This is a genomic window from Alkalihalobacillus phoenicis (genome assembly GCF_047302405.1).
Lineage (GTDB): Bacteria > Bacillota > Bacilli > Bacillales > Bacillaceae_D > Alkalihalobacillus.
The window spans coordinates 3,075,651-3,090,314 of record NZ_CP154853.1 but is presented as its reverse complement, the minus strand read 5'-3'; the positions used below and the strand labels follow the sequence as shown (position 1 = coordinate 3,090,314).

Annotated in this window: 13 protein-coding genes; 8 read left to right on the top strand and 5 right to left on the bottom strand. The window is 38.5% G+C overall.

Annotated elements, in window-relative coordinates; genetic code table 11:
- Positions 1-17: 17 nt before the first annotated feature.
- From AA0017_RS14640 to AA0017_RS14620, 5 genes are all read left to right on the top strand, one after another.
- Positions 18-830 carry a carbohydrate ABC transporter permease gene (locus AA0017_RS14640; protein WP_413382616.1) on the top strand — a complete coding sequence of 271 codons (813 nt, stop codon included), beginning with the start codon at positions 18-20 and terminating at the stop codon, positions 828-830.
- Positions 831-1,176: 346 nt separating this feature from the next.
- A complete protein-coding gene (locus AA0017_RS14635) occupies positions 1,177-2,916 on the top strand; it encodes a glycoside hydrolase family 35 protein (RefSeq protein ID WP_413375542.1) in 1,740 nt (579 codons plus the stop codon).
- A gap of 489 nt (positions 2,917-3,405) precedes the next feature.
- A complete protein-coding gene (locus tag AA0017_RS14630; protein WP_413375540.1) occupies positions 3,406-4,095 on the top strand; it encodes an HAD family hydrolase in 690 nt (229 codons plus the stop codon).
- A gap of 1,014 nt (positions 4,096-5,109) precedes the next feature.
- A complete protein-coding gene (locus tag AA0017_RS14625; RefSeq protein ID WP_413375538.1) occupies positions 5,110-6,780 on the top strand; it encodes a formate--tetrahydrofolate ligase in 1,671 nt (556 codons plus the stop codon).
- Positions 6,781-6,850: 70 nt separating this feature from the next.
- Positions 6,851-7,726, top strand: coding sequence for an SMP-30/gluconolactonase/LRE family protein (locus AA0017_RS14620; protein ID WP_413375536.1), 876 nt, complete (start codon positions 6,851-6,853; stop codon positions 7,724-7,726).
- Positions 7,727-7,922: 196 nt separating this feature from the next.
- Here the strand turns inward: AA0017_RS14620 and AA0017_RS14615 are convergent, their stop codons facing one another.
- The 5 genes from AA0017_RS14615 to AA0017_RS14595 form a co-directional block, all read right to left on the bottom strand.
- Entirely contained in the window at positions 7,923-8,837 is a 915-nt protein-coding gene (locus tag AA0017_RS14615; protein ID WP_413375534.1) for a LysR family transcriptional regulator, read from the bottom strand.
- A gap of 255 nt (positions 8,838-9,092) precedes the next feature.
- Complete coding sequence (locus tag AA0017_RS14610) at positions 9,093-9,851, bottom strand: isochorismatase family protein (protein WP_413375532.1); 759 nt, start codon at positions 9,849-9,851, stop codon at positions 9,093-9,095.
- Positions 9,852-9,863: 12 nt separating this feature from the next.
- The gene (locus tag AA0017_RS14605) at positions 9,864-10,874 is read right to left on the bottom strand and encodes an ABC transporter substrate-binding protein (protein ID WP_413375530.1); all 1,011 of its coding nucleotides are present in this window, start codon (positions 10,872-10,874) and stop codon (positions 9,864-9,866) included.
- 16 nt (positions 10,875-10,890) lie between these two features.
- Positions 10,891-11,754 (bottom strand): ABC transporter permease, encoded by an 864-nt coding sequence (locus AA0017_RS14600; protein ID WP_413375528.1) that lies wholly within the window; start codon positions 11,752-11,754, stop codon positions 10,891-10,893.
- Between the two features lie 15 nt (positions 11,755-11,769).
- Positions 11,770-12,555 (bottom strand): ABC transporter ATP-binding protein, encoded by a 786-nt coding sequence (locus tag AA0017_RS14595; RefSeq protein WP_413382613.1) that lies wholly within the window; start codon positions 12,553-12,555, stop codon positions 11,770-11,772.
- Positions 12,556-12,757: 202 nt separating this feature from the next.
- Between AA0017_RS14595 and AA0017_RS14590 the strand changes: the two genes are divergently transcribed.
- From AA0017_RS14590 to phnG, 3 genes are all read left to right on the top strand, one after another.
- Positions 12,758-13,219 (top strand): RidA family protein, encoded by a 462-nt coding sequence (locus tag AA0017_RS14590; RefSeq protein WP_413375526.1) that lies wholly within the window; start codon positions 12,758-12,760, stop codon positions 13,217-13,219.
- 119 nt (positions 13,220-13,338) lie between these two features.
- Positions 13,339-14,058 (top strand): GntR family transcriptional regulator, encoded by a 720-nt coding sequence (locus tag AA0017_RS14585; RefSeq protein WP_413375524.1) that lies wholly within the window; start codon positions 13,339-13,341, stop codon positions 14,056-14,058.
- Positions 14,059-14,225: 167 nt separating this feature from the next.
- The gene (phnG, locus tag AA0017_RS14580) at positions 14,226-14,651 is read left to right on the top strand and encodes a phosphonate C-P lyase system protein PhnG (RefSeq protein WP_413375522.1); all 426 of its coding nucleotides are present in this window, start codon (positions 14,226-14,228) and stop codon (positions 14,649-14,651) included.
- Positions 14,652-14,664 lie beyond the last annotated feature (13 nt).

Below are 14,664 nucleotides of genomic sequence, written 5' to 3'. Positions count from 1 at the left end.
GTGTAATCGTGAGAGGAATGAAATCTGTAGGGCTTTACACTGGGCTAATTATAGGAGTCCTTATATCTGTTTTTCCATTCTATTGGCTAATTGTTTTAGCAAGTAATCCTTCAAGTGCTGCCTATGCATTTCCACCTATCTGGACATTAGGTAATCAATTAATTGAAAATATACAACGAGTCTTTTCCGAAGTAAACTTTTTTCAATCTATGATGAATACCGTTGTGGTTGCATCAATATCGACTTTTTTTACTCTTTTCCTAAGTTCTTTAGCAGGGTTTGTATTTGCCAAATTTCATTTTCCAGGTAGAAAGTTCTTATTTATTTTCTCACTTGTGACAATGATGATTCCGGCTCAGCTTTCACTCATACCATTATTTTTAATGATGCAAAGCTTTGGTTGGATTGATAGCTATAAGGCTTTAATTATTCCCGGTTTAGTAAGTGCATTCGGGATTTTTTGGATAAAACAGTATGCGGAAGGAGCCATTCACGATGACCTTTTAAATGCAGCAAGAATAGATGGCTGTGGCATTTTTCGAATGTATTGGAGTGTTGCCGTACCGATTCTAAAACCGGCATTGGCTTTTTTAGGAATCTTTAATTTTATGGGAGTTTGGAATGATTATTTATGGCCATTAATCATTTTAAATAATCCAGATAAATACACGTTGATGGTAACATTATCTAATTTACAAGGGCTACATACAACTGATTATGGTTTAGTGATGACAGGGACTTTATTAGGGGTTATTCCGTTAATCATCCTATTTTTAATAGGAAGCAAGCAATTTATTTCAAATATAGCGGCTGGGGCGGTTAAGGATTGAGCTGTTTTAAGTGGTAGAAAAAAGGATTTTATCGAGCTACGTCCGTTAGAAGCTCGAGAAAAATCGCCCATCTGAATGAAGACAAAGAGCGTCTTCATCAGAGGTTCTTGCCCACAGGACGTGGGTACAAGGCGTTGCGACAGGATGGAGCGAACTTAGCGTTGATCCTTAAGTGGACTCGCTTCTAAGCAACGGACTTCGCTTTATAATCAATCGAGCTACGTCCGTTAAAAGCTCGAGAAAAATCGCCCATCTGAATGAAGACAAAGAGCGTCTTCATCAGCTGTTCTTATTTTTTCTCGCTTCTAAGCAACGGACTTCGCTTTATAATTAAGGAGGTTTTAACGTGGCTGGACTAAGTGTGGTAGGAAAGGACTTTTATTTGGAAGGAGAGAAAATTCAGTTACTATCAGGGGCGATACATTATTTTCGAGTCGTTCCAGAGTATTGGGAGGACCGATTACGTAAGCTCAAGGCTGCTGGCTTTAATTGTGTGGAAACGTATGTACCGTGGAATTTGCATGAGCCGAAAGAAGGAAGCTACTTTTTTTCTGGAATAGCAGATATCGAGGAGTTTATTCGAACAGCAGAGTACGTCGGATTATATGTTATCGTAAGACCGAGTCCATATATATGTGCAGAATGGGAATTTGGCGGCTTGCCTTCGTGGCTATTAGCAGATGATAACATGAGACTTCGCTGTAGTTATGAGCCTTTTTTTAAAAATATTGACCGTTATTATGATGTCTTAATCGAAAAGATCGTGCCCTATCAGTATTCAAATGGGGGACCGATTTTAGCTGTTCAAATCGAAAATGAATATGGGAGTTACGGCAATGATAAAGCCTATTTAAATTATCTAAAGGAGGCTTTAATAACGAGAGGGATTGATGTATTATTGTTTACTTCTGATGGCCCAACTGAACGAATGCTTGATGGAGGAGCGGTAGATGGAGTTTTACCAACTGTGAATTTTGGTTCAAAGCCGACAGAGTATTTTAATGTCTTACAAAAATATTTTCCGGATATTCCTAACTTCTGTATGGAATATTGGAATGGCTGGTTTGATCACTGGGGAGAGAAGCACCATACAAGAGATGTGGAGGATGCTGTTCAAACCTTTGAAGAAATGCTCAAGCAGGGAGCTTCTGTTAATTTTTATATGTTCCATGGTGGCACGAACTTTGGCTTTTATAATGGGGCAAATTATGGAGAAAAATATCAGCCAACCATTACAAGTTATGATTATGATAGTCCATTAAGTGAAGCAGGGGAATATACACCCAAATATCATCAGATTCGTAGTTTGGTTGCACAGTATAAAAATGAGGAGCTTCCTGATTTACCATCTCTTGTGGAGAAGAAAAAATATGGAAAAGTAACCCTGAATCAATCGTTTAATTTATTTTCTACATTAAAGGATATTAGTGAACCGATTCAGAGCATCTATCCTGAGACGATGGAAAAGCTTGGTCAAGCTTACGGGTTTATTCTCTATAGGACAACAGTTAATGGAACAGGAAGTAAGGTGAAGCTATCGATTCAAGATGTAAGGGATCGAGCTCTTGTTTATATAAATGAGGAATTCCAAGGGGTTATTGAGAGATGGGGAGATGACGTATTAGAGGTGGAGCTTCCGGATGGGGAAGTGCAGGTTGATTTACTTGTTGAAAATTTAGGGAGAATTAATTATGGATCTAAACTTAAGGATCCAAAAGGGATTACGGAGGGAGTCCGATTAGATTATCAATTTATTTTCGGATGGACGATCTATCTACTTCCATTAACTAACTTAGAGGGGCTTTCGAATACAACTGAAGTAAAAACAAATCAACCGTGCTTTTATAAAGGAGAATTTGAGGTAGATGAGGTTGGAGATACATTTGTCGACACGAGAGGGTGGAAAAAAGGAGTTGTTTTTATTAATGGTTTTAATTTAGGACGTTATTGGGAAATCGGTCCACAACAAACCCTTTATTTACCTGGTCCATTATTAAAAAATGGAAAAAATGAATTGATTTTATTTGAACTACATGGCATTGCTCGCCCCGAAGTATCCTTAATCGATACCCCTATTCTAGGTTAAAGCGAAGGAGTAGCGAGGAAGGGAGAAGAGAGTTTAATGTAGGAAAGTTATCGTAATCAGAAATATATGTTTGACATTATTTGAATCGCTGCTGCTAAATTCAGTAGCGGTTTTTTCTATAGATGTGCTTTTTTGAAGCATAGATGGTAGGTGTCTTACAATTTTTGCTAAATGATAAATGTGTTAGGGCTAATAGCAAGGGTCTAAAATAATAGAATGAGAGCGGCCCTACAAAAGGTCACTCTCTTTTTTAATTAATTTAATTAATAGAAGGATCTTTACACTTTTTTTACAGGATATCCTTTCAAGAAAAGCGAATATAGGGTAAAAGTCAAAATGGGCCTTTTTAAAAGCAAGAGGTGATAAAAACTTATTACCATTTCTTTTTTGGCACATAGTGGCTTATACTAAGTCACGCTCCTTTTGATAATAGCAAGAAATCAATCAATCATTGCAGTCATTTTTGGAAATATGGAAGGAGATAGGCTCATGTCAATAAAAGCCATTTTTTTAGATTTTTATGGAACGGTTGTCCATGATGTCGGGGAAGTGATTTACGAGGTTAGTTTAGAAATTCAAGCAGCCTCCTCGATAAAAGATATAAGTATTACGGAAATTGCTACATACTGGTGGAATCAATTTTATCATTTATTCACAAAAAGCTATGGTGTAAACTTTTTGTCACAACGACAGGTCGAAATTATTTCTATACAAAAAACGTTGACCCATTTTCAAGCTCCTTTGGATGCACTCATTTTAAGTGAAAAAATGTTTGACCAATGGAAGCGTCCAACTATGTATGCTGATGCTATTTCCTTTTTTGCTATAGTCGATTTACCGGTATATATTCTCTCTAATGTTGATCGTGAGGAGCTTATGGAAGCACTCAAGTATCATGAAATAGAAGTGAATGGAGTGATTACAAGTGAAGATGTACGCTCTTATAAACCGAGACCGGATATGTTTGAGGAAGCCTTAAGGTTAGGAAAAGTGAGAGCGGAGGAAGTTTTACATGTAGGAGATTCATTAACACAGGATGTTCTCGGGGCTCAAAAGCTAGGGATAAAAAGTGTTTGGTTGAATCGAAACAATCAAATGTCATTAAATGAAATTGAACCTGATTTTGTGGTGAATGATTTAACAGATGTCATTAGTTTATGGAATAGAGTGAATGTTTGATAAAGAAAAGGGTTCATTTTGAAAAAGGAGTTCAAGATGGCTTCTTTTTTGATTAATAAGAGGTTTTTCTAGCTTATGAATCCTAAAGCAATGGAATCAGGGGGGCAAAGGGAATCAAAGAGCGTGAATGATTCCAAAAGCGATGGAATCAGGGGGGCAAAGGGAATCAAAGAGCGTGAATGATTCCAGAAGCGATGGAATCAGGGATGCAAAGGGAATCAAAGAGCGTGAATGATTCCAAAAGCGATGGAATCAGGGATGCAAAGGGAATCAAAGAGCGTGAATGATTCCAGAAGCGATGGAATCAGGGATGCAAAGGGAATCAAAGAGAGTGAATGATTCCAAAAGCGATGGAATAAGAGCCACAAAGGGAATCAAAGCCCGTCAATGATTCCAAAAGCGATGGAATAAGAGCCACAAAGGGAATCAAAGGGAGCCAATAATTCCAAAAGCGATGGAATAAGAGCGGCAAAGGGAATCAAAGAGTGCCAATGATTCCAAAAGCGATGGAATCAGGGGGGCAAAGGGAATCAAAGAGCGTGAATGATTCCAGAAGCGATGGAATTAGAGCCACAAAGGGAATCAAAGAGTGCCAATGATTCCAGAAGCGATGGAATAAGAGCCACAAAGGGAATCAAAGCCCGTCAATGATTCCAAAAGCGATGGAATAAGAGCCACAAAGGGAATCATAGAACCCCTATAATTCCAAAAGCCATAGAATTAGGGAAGCAATGGCAATCATAGGGCATTAATTCGACGAGTGTACGGCCACTTGTCGAATTTGTATTCACTCCCTAACTAATAACTCCTCCACTTTTTAAAATGTTATTCTAAGATAAAACTCCCCTCATCCCTCGCTTCATTTTTTGGTATAGTAAGTGTAGGGATGATTTAAGATGGAAAGAGGGTAAATAGATGGGCAAAGACGACTGAGGGTGAATGGCTACATAGTGGAATTTTACTTTTATATGACTTGAGGCAATCGAAAACTATTTTTACATACTTGGAGGAATTATGAAAACAGACGTTCAAATTGCACAAGAGGCGAAGATGCTTCCAATTAGTGAAATGGCAAAATATTTGGAGATTAGAGAAGAAGAGTTAGAGTTATATGGTAAATATAAAGCAAAGGTTTCATTAGATGTGTTATCAAGATTAGAAGACAAGCCGGATGGGAAGTTAATTCTTGTGACCGCGATTAATCCTACACCAGCAGGGGAAGGGAAAACAACGGTTAATGTTGGACTTTCCATGGGATTAAATAAAATTGGCAAGAAAACGATTACGGCTTTAAGAGAACCATCGCTTGGTCCAGTCTTTGGGATAAAAGGTGGAGCAGCAGGTGGAGGGTATTCTCAAGTTGTGCCAATGGAAGATATTAATCTTCACTTCACTGGAGATTTTCATGCCATTACCTCAGCTCATAATTTACTTGCTGCCTTACTTGATAACCATATCCATCAAGGGAATGCCTTACATATTGATCCGAAGAGAGTCATTTGGAAAAGAGTTATGGATATGAATGATCGGGCACTCCGTAACGTCGTGATTGGGTTAGGTGGAAAATATGATGGTGTCATGAGAGAAAGTGGATTTGATATTACGGTTGCTTCTGAAATTATGGCGATCCTCTGCCTTTCTTCAAGTTTGACAGATTTAAAGGAACGCCTGTCTAGAATGGTTGTGGCCTATACTTACGAAGGAAAGGTTATTACTGCTGAAGAACTGGGGGCAACAGGAGCAATGGCCTTGTTATTAAAGGATGCGATTATGCCAAACTTAGTTCAGACGATTGAAAATACACCTGCATTTATACATGGTGGACCTTTTGCAAATATCGCCCATGGCTGTAACTCTGTAATGGCGACAAAAATCGGTTTGAAATTAGCTGATTATGTTGTAACTGAAGCTGGGTTTGGGGCCGATTTAGGAGCGGAGAAATTCTTTGATATTAAAAGTAGATATGCTAAATTAGAGCCAAGTGCGACGGTCATCGTGGCGACCATTCGTGCTTTAAAAATGAATGGTGGAGTAGCTAAAGCAGAACTCGCTCATGAAAACTTAGCGGCACTTGATGCTGGAATCGTGAATCTAGAAAGACATTTAGAAAATCTAGCTAAATTTGGTGTGCCGACAGTAGTTGCGATTAATCAATTTCCAACAGATACTGAATTAGAAATTGAACGCCTAAAAGAGAGATGTGCGGCTAAAGGAGTTGACGTCATTCTCACCGATGTATTTAGGAAAGGTGGAGAAGGAGCGACCGATTTAGCTCATAAAGTCGTCGAAATTTGTGAAACGAAAACGTCTACTTATGCACCTCTTTATGATGTCGATGGTACCATTGAAGAAAAGATCAAGACGATAGCGACCGAGATATATAGAGCTGAGCAAGTCGAGTACACACCAGCTGCGAAAAAACAAATTACGGAAATTGTCGCCCTTGGTTTAGATAAATTACCGATTTGTATGGCGAAAACCCAATATTCCTTCTCTGATAATCCAACTTTGCTTGGAGCTCCGACTGGATTTACCTTAACAGTAAGAGAGTTAAAAGTTTCGGCAGGTGCTGGTTTCATTGTCGCTTTAACAGGTTCGATTATGACGATGCCAGGCCTTCCGAAAAACCCAGCAGCTAATGGAATGGATATTAATGAAAGCCGTGAAATAATCGGTTTATCTTAAGTTTAAGGAATCATTCGTTTATTTGGACCAGCTTACACCGAACAATGATCGTCAAAAGGAGAGGGGAATAATGAAAGCTCAATTACTTTGGGAACATAGCGGAGAACTTTTAGAAGGTCCGATATGGGATGAAGAGTCAAAGCAACTGGTGTTTGTTGATATTAAGCAACAGCAATTGTTATTCTTAGAACCGGAAACTAGGCAAATAAAAAAGTTTCCTTTTTCACATCCTGTCACGAGTGTAGGAAAAGTAAATGGGCAAGAGTGGCTTATTTCGACTGGAAATGAGCTCGTTATCTTTGACACAAAACGAGAACAGTCTAGAAAAATAGCTGCAATTCCAGCAAAAAAGTGGATGCGTTTTAATGATGGGAAATGTGATCCTTTTGGCCGGTATTGGATTGGTTCAATGTGCGAAGGGAATGAAACTGAAGTCGCTTCTCTTTATGTTTTGAGTGATAAGAATAATCTAATTGAGGCAAGAGTTGGCATGACCATTTCGAATGGACTTGCATGGAATGAAGAGCTGTCTCTGATGTATTTTATTGATACGCCCACCCAAAAAGTATTTGCCCAAACTTTCAATCAGGAGACTGTCTCATTACGCGAGGCGGAGTCAGTAATCGATTTATCATCTGAAAAGGGCTATCCAGATGGAATGACCATTGATGCGAGTGGGGATTTATGGATTTCAATGTGGGGTGGGGGAACGGTTCTTTGTGTCAATCCTCAAAAAGGGGAAGTTATCGATCGGATAGAGGTAGAAGCGGACCAAGTAACGAGTTGTACGTTTGGTGGACCAAATTACGATACCCTCTTTATTACAACTGCTCGTATAGGTCTAAGTGACGAGAGCTTGATGGAAAAACCTTTAGCGGGTTCGGTTTTTTTATGTGAAATGCCTGTAAAAGGGAAACCTCTCAACAAAGTTTCGGTTGGAGTTTGATTTTACTTGAACATTTCCCTAGAAATAAAAAAGCGAAGTGTCAGAAAGTTCTTTCTGATTGCTTCGTTTTTTGTTTTGTGAAAATTGGAAACTGAATCAGAGTGTCGTTGGCCAGGGATGCTGTCTAAAAAAGAGAAGAGGAACTCAATCCAATCCTTCCTTGTATATTGATATAAATTTCAACTAAATTCTCATCTTATATAAAAAGAAGATCCTCTTGCTCGCGAAAGAAATCTACTTGTTTTTGAAAGTTTGTCGTGATAAAATCTATCATTTCATTTTGCTCTTCCTCTAAACGTTCTGGATAAATGAGATAAAAGTGCTGTCTGATTTGGTTTTGATAAATTTGGTAGATTGATAATTGGGATGTGTCTAACCAGAGGCTAGAACGTGGTAACAGAGTGTAACCAACACCAGCTCGGACGAGAGTCTTAATATCCCAAAAATTTTCGATTTCAATGATTTGTTTGGGGCGTATTTTCAATGCACGAAAAACATGCTCTTCAATCAGTTCTCTTAAAGGGTAGCCGCGTTGAGGAATGATAAAACAAGCATCTTTTAACAAATAGCTTGGGTCTTTTATTTCTTCGTTTGTTTTAGGACCGACTAAATGAATCGGTTCATTAAAGAGTTCAATTGATTTTAGGTTGTCTGGTAAATAATCATTTTGATGGACAATCGCCATTTGAATGACTTCACAGCTCGTAAGCATGGGGAGCTCAATGGAGGAATTAAGTCGAATTCTCCAATGTTTATAATGTTTTTGTTTCTCCATCATTGGCTGTAAAATTGGGGAGATCAGACCCATGACAGGGTGAGTCACTCCGAACTGAAAGACATCAGTTGTATCTTCAAAATGGTCTTGTGTAATTTTAATTCCTTCATTTAAAGTCAGTAAGCTTTTATAAGCAAAATAATAAAATTTTCTTCCGGCGATCGTATACTCAGTTCCGTTGCTCGTTTTCGTAAATAATTTTGTCCCAACTTCATCTTCAAGCTGTTGCAGACGTTTCATAATAGTTGAGTAGGAAAGTGGATAAGTAAAAGAGAGCTGATTAATGCTTCTTGTTGTTGCTAGGGACATAAAAAGTTCTAGGTCTAATTTATCCAATGAGTATTCCTCCTTCAACCTTTTGTTTTTAACATCATATAACGATTTGCCCTCGTTTTATTTAATGTTGTCAGATTATCTTTCGTTGATTTTCACTATTCAAATCTCTACATGAATGTTTCTTTTTCTTTCATGAATAATTAGAGTGATAGATAGGAACGCAAGAATGGCTAGCTGAAAGAGGATCTAGAAATTGTCCTAGAGCCAGCTCTTGAAAAATAAGGCCTGGAAAACTCCAGACCTGTTGGCATTTCTTTATTTTGTTATCACTTCTTCATCGACTTTAGCAAAGGCGATCTTGTCATCATAAATTCCTGTCTCTAATGTATCCATATAGTCAAGCGTGTTAGTTAGCGACAGGATATCGGCGTATTTTGCTCGCATGTCGTAAAGGGCTAAAGCGTGGGAAGCTTCACCACGATCAAAGGTACATTCTTCCACAATTCCTACTCGGTAATTAAAGGAAAAGGCATCGACGACAGAAGCTCTAACGCAACCACTTGTTGTTGTACCAGTAACGATCAGGGAGTCGACACCTAAATTTATTAAATGTGTCATAAGGTTTGTTCCATGGAAGGCACTTGGTTTTAACTTTTCTACCAATAAATCAGTCGGTTCAGGAGCAATTTCTGCGACAATATCATTTCCACGGAAACCAGGGACTCCTTGTGTTTGTTTCATACGTGTGTTTTTTAATACCCAGCCACCACGGTCGAAGTTATCAGGACGTGGATCAAATCCAGTCGTATAAATAATCGGAATTCGTTTTTTACGAGCATGAGCGATTAAAGTTTGAGTATGTTCAATGGCATCCCACGCTTCCTCACCACAGCTTAAATTCCATGTTTTAATTGATTCTTCAATCGGTTCACGCTTATGTCCACAAAAATCATAACTAACATCGATAATCAAGAGGGCAGGTTTGGCACCTAATCCAGAAGTCTGTCCATATCCTGCATCTCCAAATACTCGTTTGTCACGTTCTGTTAAAAAATCATCCCATACTTTTTTCATCAAAATTCCTCCTTAGTTATCTAAAAATGAGTTGTCGACGATGTCTTCATAAGAAATTTTTCCAGGTTCAAGCATTTCGGCATGTTCAACAATTTTTAAATTGGTTTCAATTGATTCTTCCGCAATTTCACCGGTTGTTGACCAATGCTGGTCTAAAATAGCCCGCTCTAACATCGCTTCCAGTAGGGCCTCATCCATCGTTGGAAACTCGCTACTCGCAATTTCAAGTGTTTCTTCTGGGTTGCTTTCAATAAAAGCAAGACCTTTTTTCATTCCTTTTATAAAAGCTTCTACTTGCTCTGGATGTTCTTCAATTGTTTCTAATTGAACGTTAATGGTCGAATAAGCATATTCTCCTAATTGTTCTGGGATGCTGTAAAATGGTTCACCCCAAATGCCTTCATCCAGACCTTGTTGTAAAATGGGGTCTGCTAAAATCGCAATCTCACCGCCACCTTCACTGATAACGCTAGGGATAGAGGATTGATCGACTTCAAGTAAAGTTACATCTCGGTCTGCGTCTAATCCCCACTCATTTAATAAATAGCGAGTGATGGAGTTTGGAGTGGAACCGTACGGGTTGGTGACGATCGTTTTTCCTTTCACAAACTCGGCAATATCTTCACCAGGTGTTAGTCCTTCTTTGGCAACGGCATAAACATTCCCGCGGTTCACGACATTAATGATGGCTCGAATATCAGCATTTTTTGCTTTGGCAAAAGCGTTATGTTCAGGGCCACCGATAAAAGCCCATGCTTCACCAGTTAACACGGCATTTGTATGAGCACTACCACCAGAAAGAGTCGTAATTTCAATATTGACTTCTTCAAAAAAACCTTGATTAACAGCAACATATAGAGGTAAATAACCAAAGTTGCGCAATGGCTCCGCAAGGACTAAAGTGGGAACATCTTTGTCTGAATTTGAGTCTGCTGCATTTGTGTTTCCTTCATTTGAAGAACCACAAGCAGTTAAAAAGAGCACTATACTAAAAAAAATGAATGAAAGAACCGATTTTTTCATAAGAAGACCACCCTTTCTATTTGTGTAAAATTCCTTGTAACAATCGCTTTTCAAGCCAAGAAACAAAAAGGTAAAGAATAATAGATAATAACGATAGGTTAAAAATTCCCGCCCAGATAAGGGAGATTTCATATGTTTGACCTGCATAGAAAATCATTCGTCCTAACCCATGAGAGGAGCCAATATATTCCCCAACTATTGCTCCTGTTAAGGCAAGTCCGATGTTAATTCGAAGGGCAGAAATAATGGCGGGCATTGTCCACGGAACAACGACCTTTGTAAACACTTGCCATTTGGATGCACCGAGTGAAAAAATCATTCGAATTAAATCTTTATCAATTTGCTTCATGCCGTTATAGGTCGTGAGTGTTGTAATAATAATCGTAATGGCGATTGCCATCGCAATTTTAGAGCTAAGTCCAATTCCAAAAATTAACACGACAATTGGAGCGAGAGCTAATTTCGGCATTGCTTCAAAGATGATTAAAAACGGTTCAGCAACTTTGGCATAATATTTGGACCACCAAAAAGATAAGCCGATAGCAGCACCACCTAATGTTCCAATAACAAATCCATATATGGTTGATTGGAATGTATAAAAGGTGTCATACCAAACGGAGCCATCTTGAGCAATGATGATCCAAGTGGCAAAAATTTCAGAAGGCATACTCCAAAAGAAGGAATTGATCCAACCAAGTCTTGCACTAAGTTCCCATAAAGCAATAAAAATCAAGAAAACCGCTAAACGACCAAGCTGTAAGGACCATTCAGAAGGCTCTTTATCAATGGATGACCAATTGACTCTTTTTCGTTTCCTTTGTTTAACTGATGTCTTTTTAGGGAGTGGAATTTCACTAACAAACTTTATTTGTTCAGACACTTTTGTAACCTCCTTTTAGGCTCCAGCTCTTTGACTCTTAATCACTTCCTGTGACAATAAGGCATGGGCTTCTTCTTTTAAACGAATAAAATCAGGTGAAGTCGTGATCGTCGGTTTTCTTGGTCTTGGCAAGTCTACTTTAAGTTGATGTTTCACTTTGCCTGGTCTTGCCGTCATAATATAAATTTCATCTGATAAATAAATCGCTTCATCAATATCATGAGTGACAAATAATATTGTTTTTTGAAAGTCATCCCACAAGTCGAGTAACCATTCCTGCATGTTGGCTCTTGTTTGGGCATCAAGCGCTCCAAAGGGTTCATCTAATAAAACAACATCTCGATTGTAGAGCACGGTCCGAAGCAAGGCAGCACGTTGTCTCATTCCGCCGGATAGTTGAGAGGGATAGCTATTTTCAAAACCTTTAAGTCCATATTTTTCGAGTAGTGGCAAAGCGATTTTTTTCGCCTCAACTTTAGGTACTTTTATAATTTCCATCCCTAATATGACATTGTCTAAAATCGTTCTCCAAGGCAAAAGGAGATCTTTTTGTAGCATGTAACCTACAAGTCCAGTTTCGCCATTGACATTAGTTCCATCAATTATAAGTTCGCCGTCGGTTGGTTCATCCAGGCCCGAAATAATATTAAATAGCGTTGATTTTCCGCAGCCGCTAGGACCAATGATGCTAATAAATTTATGATCAGGAATTTTCATATCCACACTATCTACAGCGGTGACCTCTTTCCCTTTAGAAGAAAATCTTTTCGAAACGTTTTTTAATTCAATTTTGTAAGATATGGAAGAACTCAATGTACGACGCCCCCTTTTATTTGTTACAAGCATCTTATCACTTTAAATGATTAAACCGTTCACGAAGAATTAATGAACGCTTTGATAGATTTTATGACTTTCTTTTTGTTTAGAATTTTCGGGAAACGATTGACCTTTTTCATTTTTTATCGTTAGAATGTGAATTAAATGATTTGAGGAGGACTAAAAAATGACAGTTGAAGAACGAATAAAAGATTTAGGATTAGAATTGCCGACACCAAATAATCCGATGAATGGGTACGTTTCAGTCAAACAAGTGGGGAATCTATTATTCACCGCAGGACAAGATTGTCGCCTGAATGGGGAGCTAGTTTATAAAGGGAAGTTAGGCAAGGACCTTAATGTGGAGGAAGGACAAAAGGCTGCCCGAATTGTGATGATGAATCTATTAGCCGCCGTCAAACAGCATACCGGAAGCCTAGATTCTATTAAACAAATCGTGAAAGTACTTGGATTTGTTAATTCCACAAACGAGTTTGCTGACCAACCACATGTGATAGATGGCGCATCTAATCTTCTTATTGAAATGTTAGGAGAGAAGGGAAAGCATGCACGCTCAGCCATTTCAAGTAATTCATTGCCATTCCATACACCGGTTGAGATTGAGATGATTGTGGAATTGGTAGAGTAACGCCGTCCACGCCCTCTCGCTCTACCAAATTGCAATAAATCTAACTATCGGCTTTTCATTATAGGTTTCTAGTTCTACAATAACAATATGTAACTCTTTTATTTGAGAGGGTGGAATGAATGAAACCTAGTAAGGAAAGTTTAATTATTGATGAGATCAATAATATGATTGCGGGAAAAGAGGTTCTTCCTTTGGAGAAGTTGCCTTCTGAAAATGAGCTCGCTGATCGATTTGATGTTCCACGTTTGACGGTTCGAAATGCTTTAATTCAACTAGAACTTCGTGGTAATATTGTGGCGAAAAAAGGAAAGGGGAGGTATGTGAGAGAACCAGCTTCCTTAATCCATTTACATTTAACCGGTGAAGAAAGCTTTTCCGATAAAATGAAGCAAGCTGGGTATTCGTTACGAACGGAAAATATCGTTTTTAAAAAGATGGAATTTGATGAGGGGCTGTATCAGGAGCTTGAGGTTCGTGAGGAGAATTCGATTTATGAGGTGGCGAGAGTTCGTTTTATTGATGAGCAGCCATTAGCCATTCATCGTTCTTATGTGAGTGATCGTACTTTTCCGTTGATTGAAAAAGATGGACCTATGATTACCTCGATGTTTTCGTATTATCGTCAATTCGGATATACCCATTTTACAAGTAGTAAATCGTTATTAAGTATCGTTTACCCTACGGCTGCCGAACAAGAACTTCTTAACATGCCAAGTATGATTCCGCTTATTTTATTAGAGAGCAATACGGTCGATGAGCAGACGGGAAAGCTGCTAGAGTATACGAAAATCTCGTACCGGAGTGATAAGTTTAAATATAAATTATCAGCAGATACATAATCAAAGTCATCCTTATGGGTGGCTTTTTCTTATGGATAAAAGAGTAACTTCACAAAAAGTAAATATTATTAACGTTTCATCCATAAAGTTTACGGAATGTTATGAAACCCTTAACGTTCATTAGCCTGGCGCCAAGTTATGATCGAATTAACAAGGAGGGGATCAAAATGAAGAGAAGAAGAAGGACAAAAATCCTTATTGAAGGGGAGCCGATACTAGCTAAAGAAATGGCTAAAGAAATTACAGACAAATATAAATGGCAACAGGTCGTTGAGCCGAGGATTGGATTGACGATGGTGAAGGTGAGGGAAACCGCTCAAAATTCCCTTTTCTATTTAGGAGAGGTTTTAATGTCTGAGGCCAAAGTGGAAGTTCAAGGAGCTATTGGGATTGGCTTAGCGATGGGAGATGTTCAAGACTTCGCTCAGCACTTAGCGATTATTGATGCGGCTTATGTTCTAGAACTTGAAGAGACAAAAGGATGGAACGATAAGCTTTTGTTAGAAGAGAAGAAAATAGAGAGGGATCGAGCAAAGGAACAGCATCAATTATTTCAAACAAAAGTTAACTTTGAAACGATGGATATAGATTAATGGAGGCTAACGA

What these genes read in the sequence shown, in the direction of transcription:
- AA0017_RS14640 (WP_413382616.1), top strand. Translation starts at nt 18, where the DNA reads ATGAAATCTGTAGGGCTTTACACTGGGCTAATTATAGGAGTCCTTATA.
- AA0017_RS14630 (WP_413375540.1), top strand. Translation starts at nt 3,406, where the DNA reads ATGTCAATAAAAGCCATTTTTTTAGATTTTTATGGAACGGTTGTCCAT.
- AA0017_RS14625 (WP_413375538.1), top strand. Translation starts at nt 5,110, where the DNA reads ATGAAAACAGACGTTCAAATTGCACAAGAGGCGAAGATGCTTCCAATT.
- AA0017_RS14620 (WP_413375536.1), top strand. Translation starts at nt 6,851, where the DNA reads ATGAAAGCTCAATTACTTTGGGAACATAGCGGAGAACTTTTAGAAGGT.
- AA0017_RS14610 (WP_413375532.1), bottom strand. Translation starts at nt 9,851, where the DNA reads ATGAAAAAAGTATGGGATGATTTTTTAACAGAACGTGACAAACGAGTA.
- AA0017_RS14605 (WP_413375530.1), bottom strand. Translation starts at nt 10,874, where the DNA reads ATGAAAAAATCGGTTCTTTCATTCATTTTTTTTAGTATAGTGCTCTTT.
- AA0017_RS14590 (WP_413375526.1), top strand. Translation starts at nt 12,758, where the DNA reads ATGACAGTTGAAGAACGAATAAAAGATTTAGGATTAGAATTGCCGACA.
- AA0017_RS14585 (WP_413375524.1), top strand. Translation starts at nt 13,339, where the DNA reads ATGAAACCTAGTAAGGAAAGTTTAATTATTGATGAGATCAATAATATG.
- phnG (WP_413375522.1), top strand. Translation starts at nt 14,226, where the DNA reads ATGAAGAGAAGAAGAAGGACAAAAATCCTTATTGAAGGGGAGCCGATA.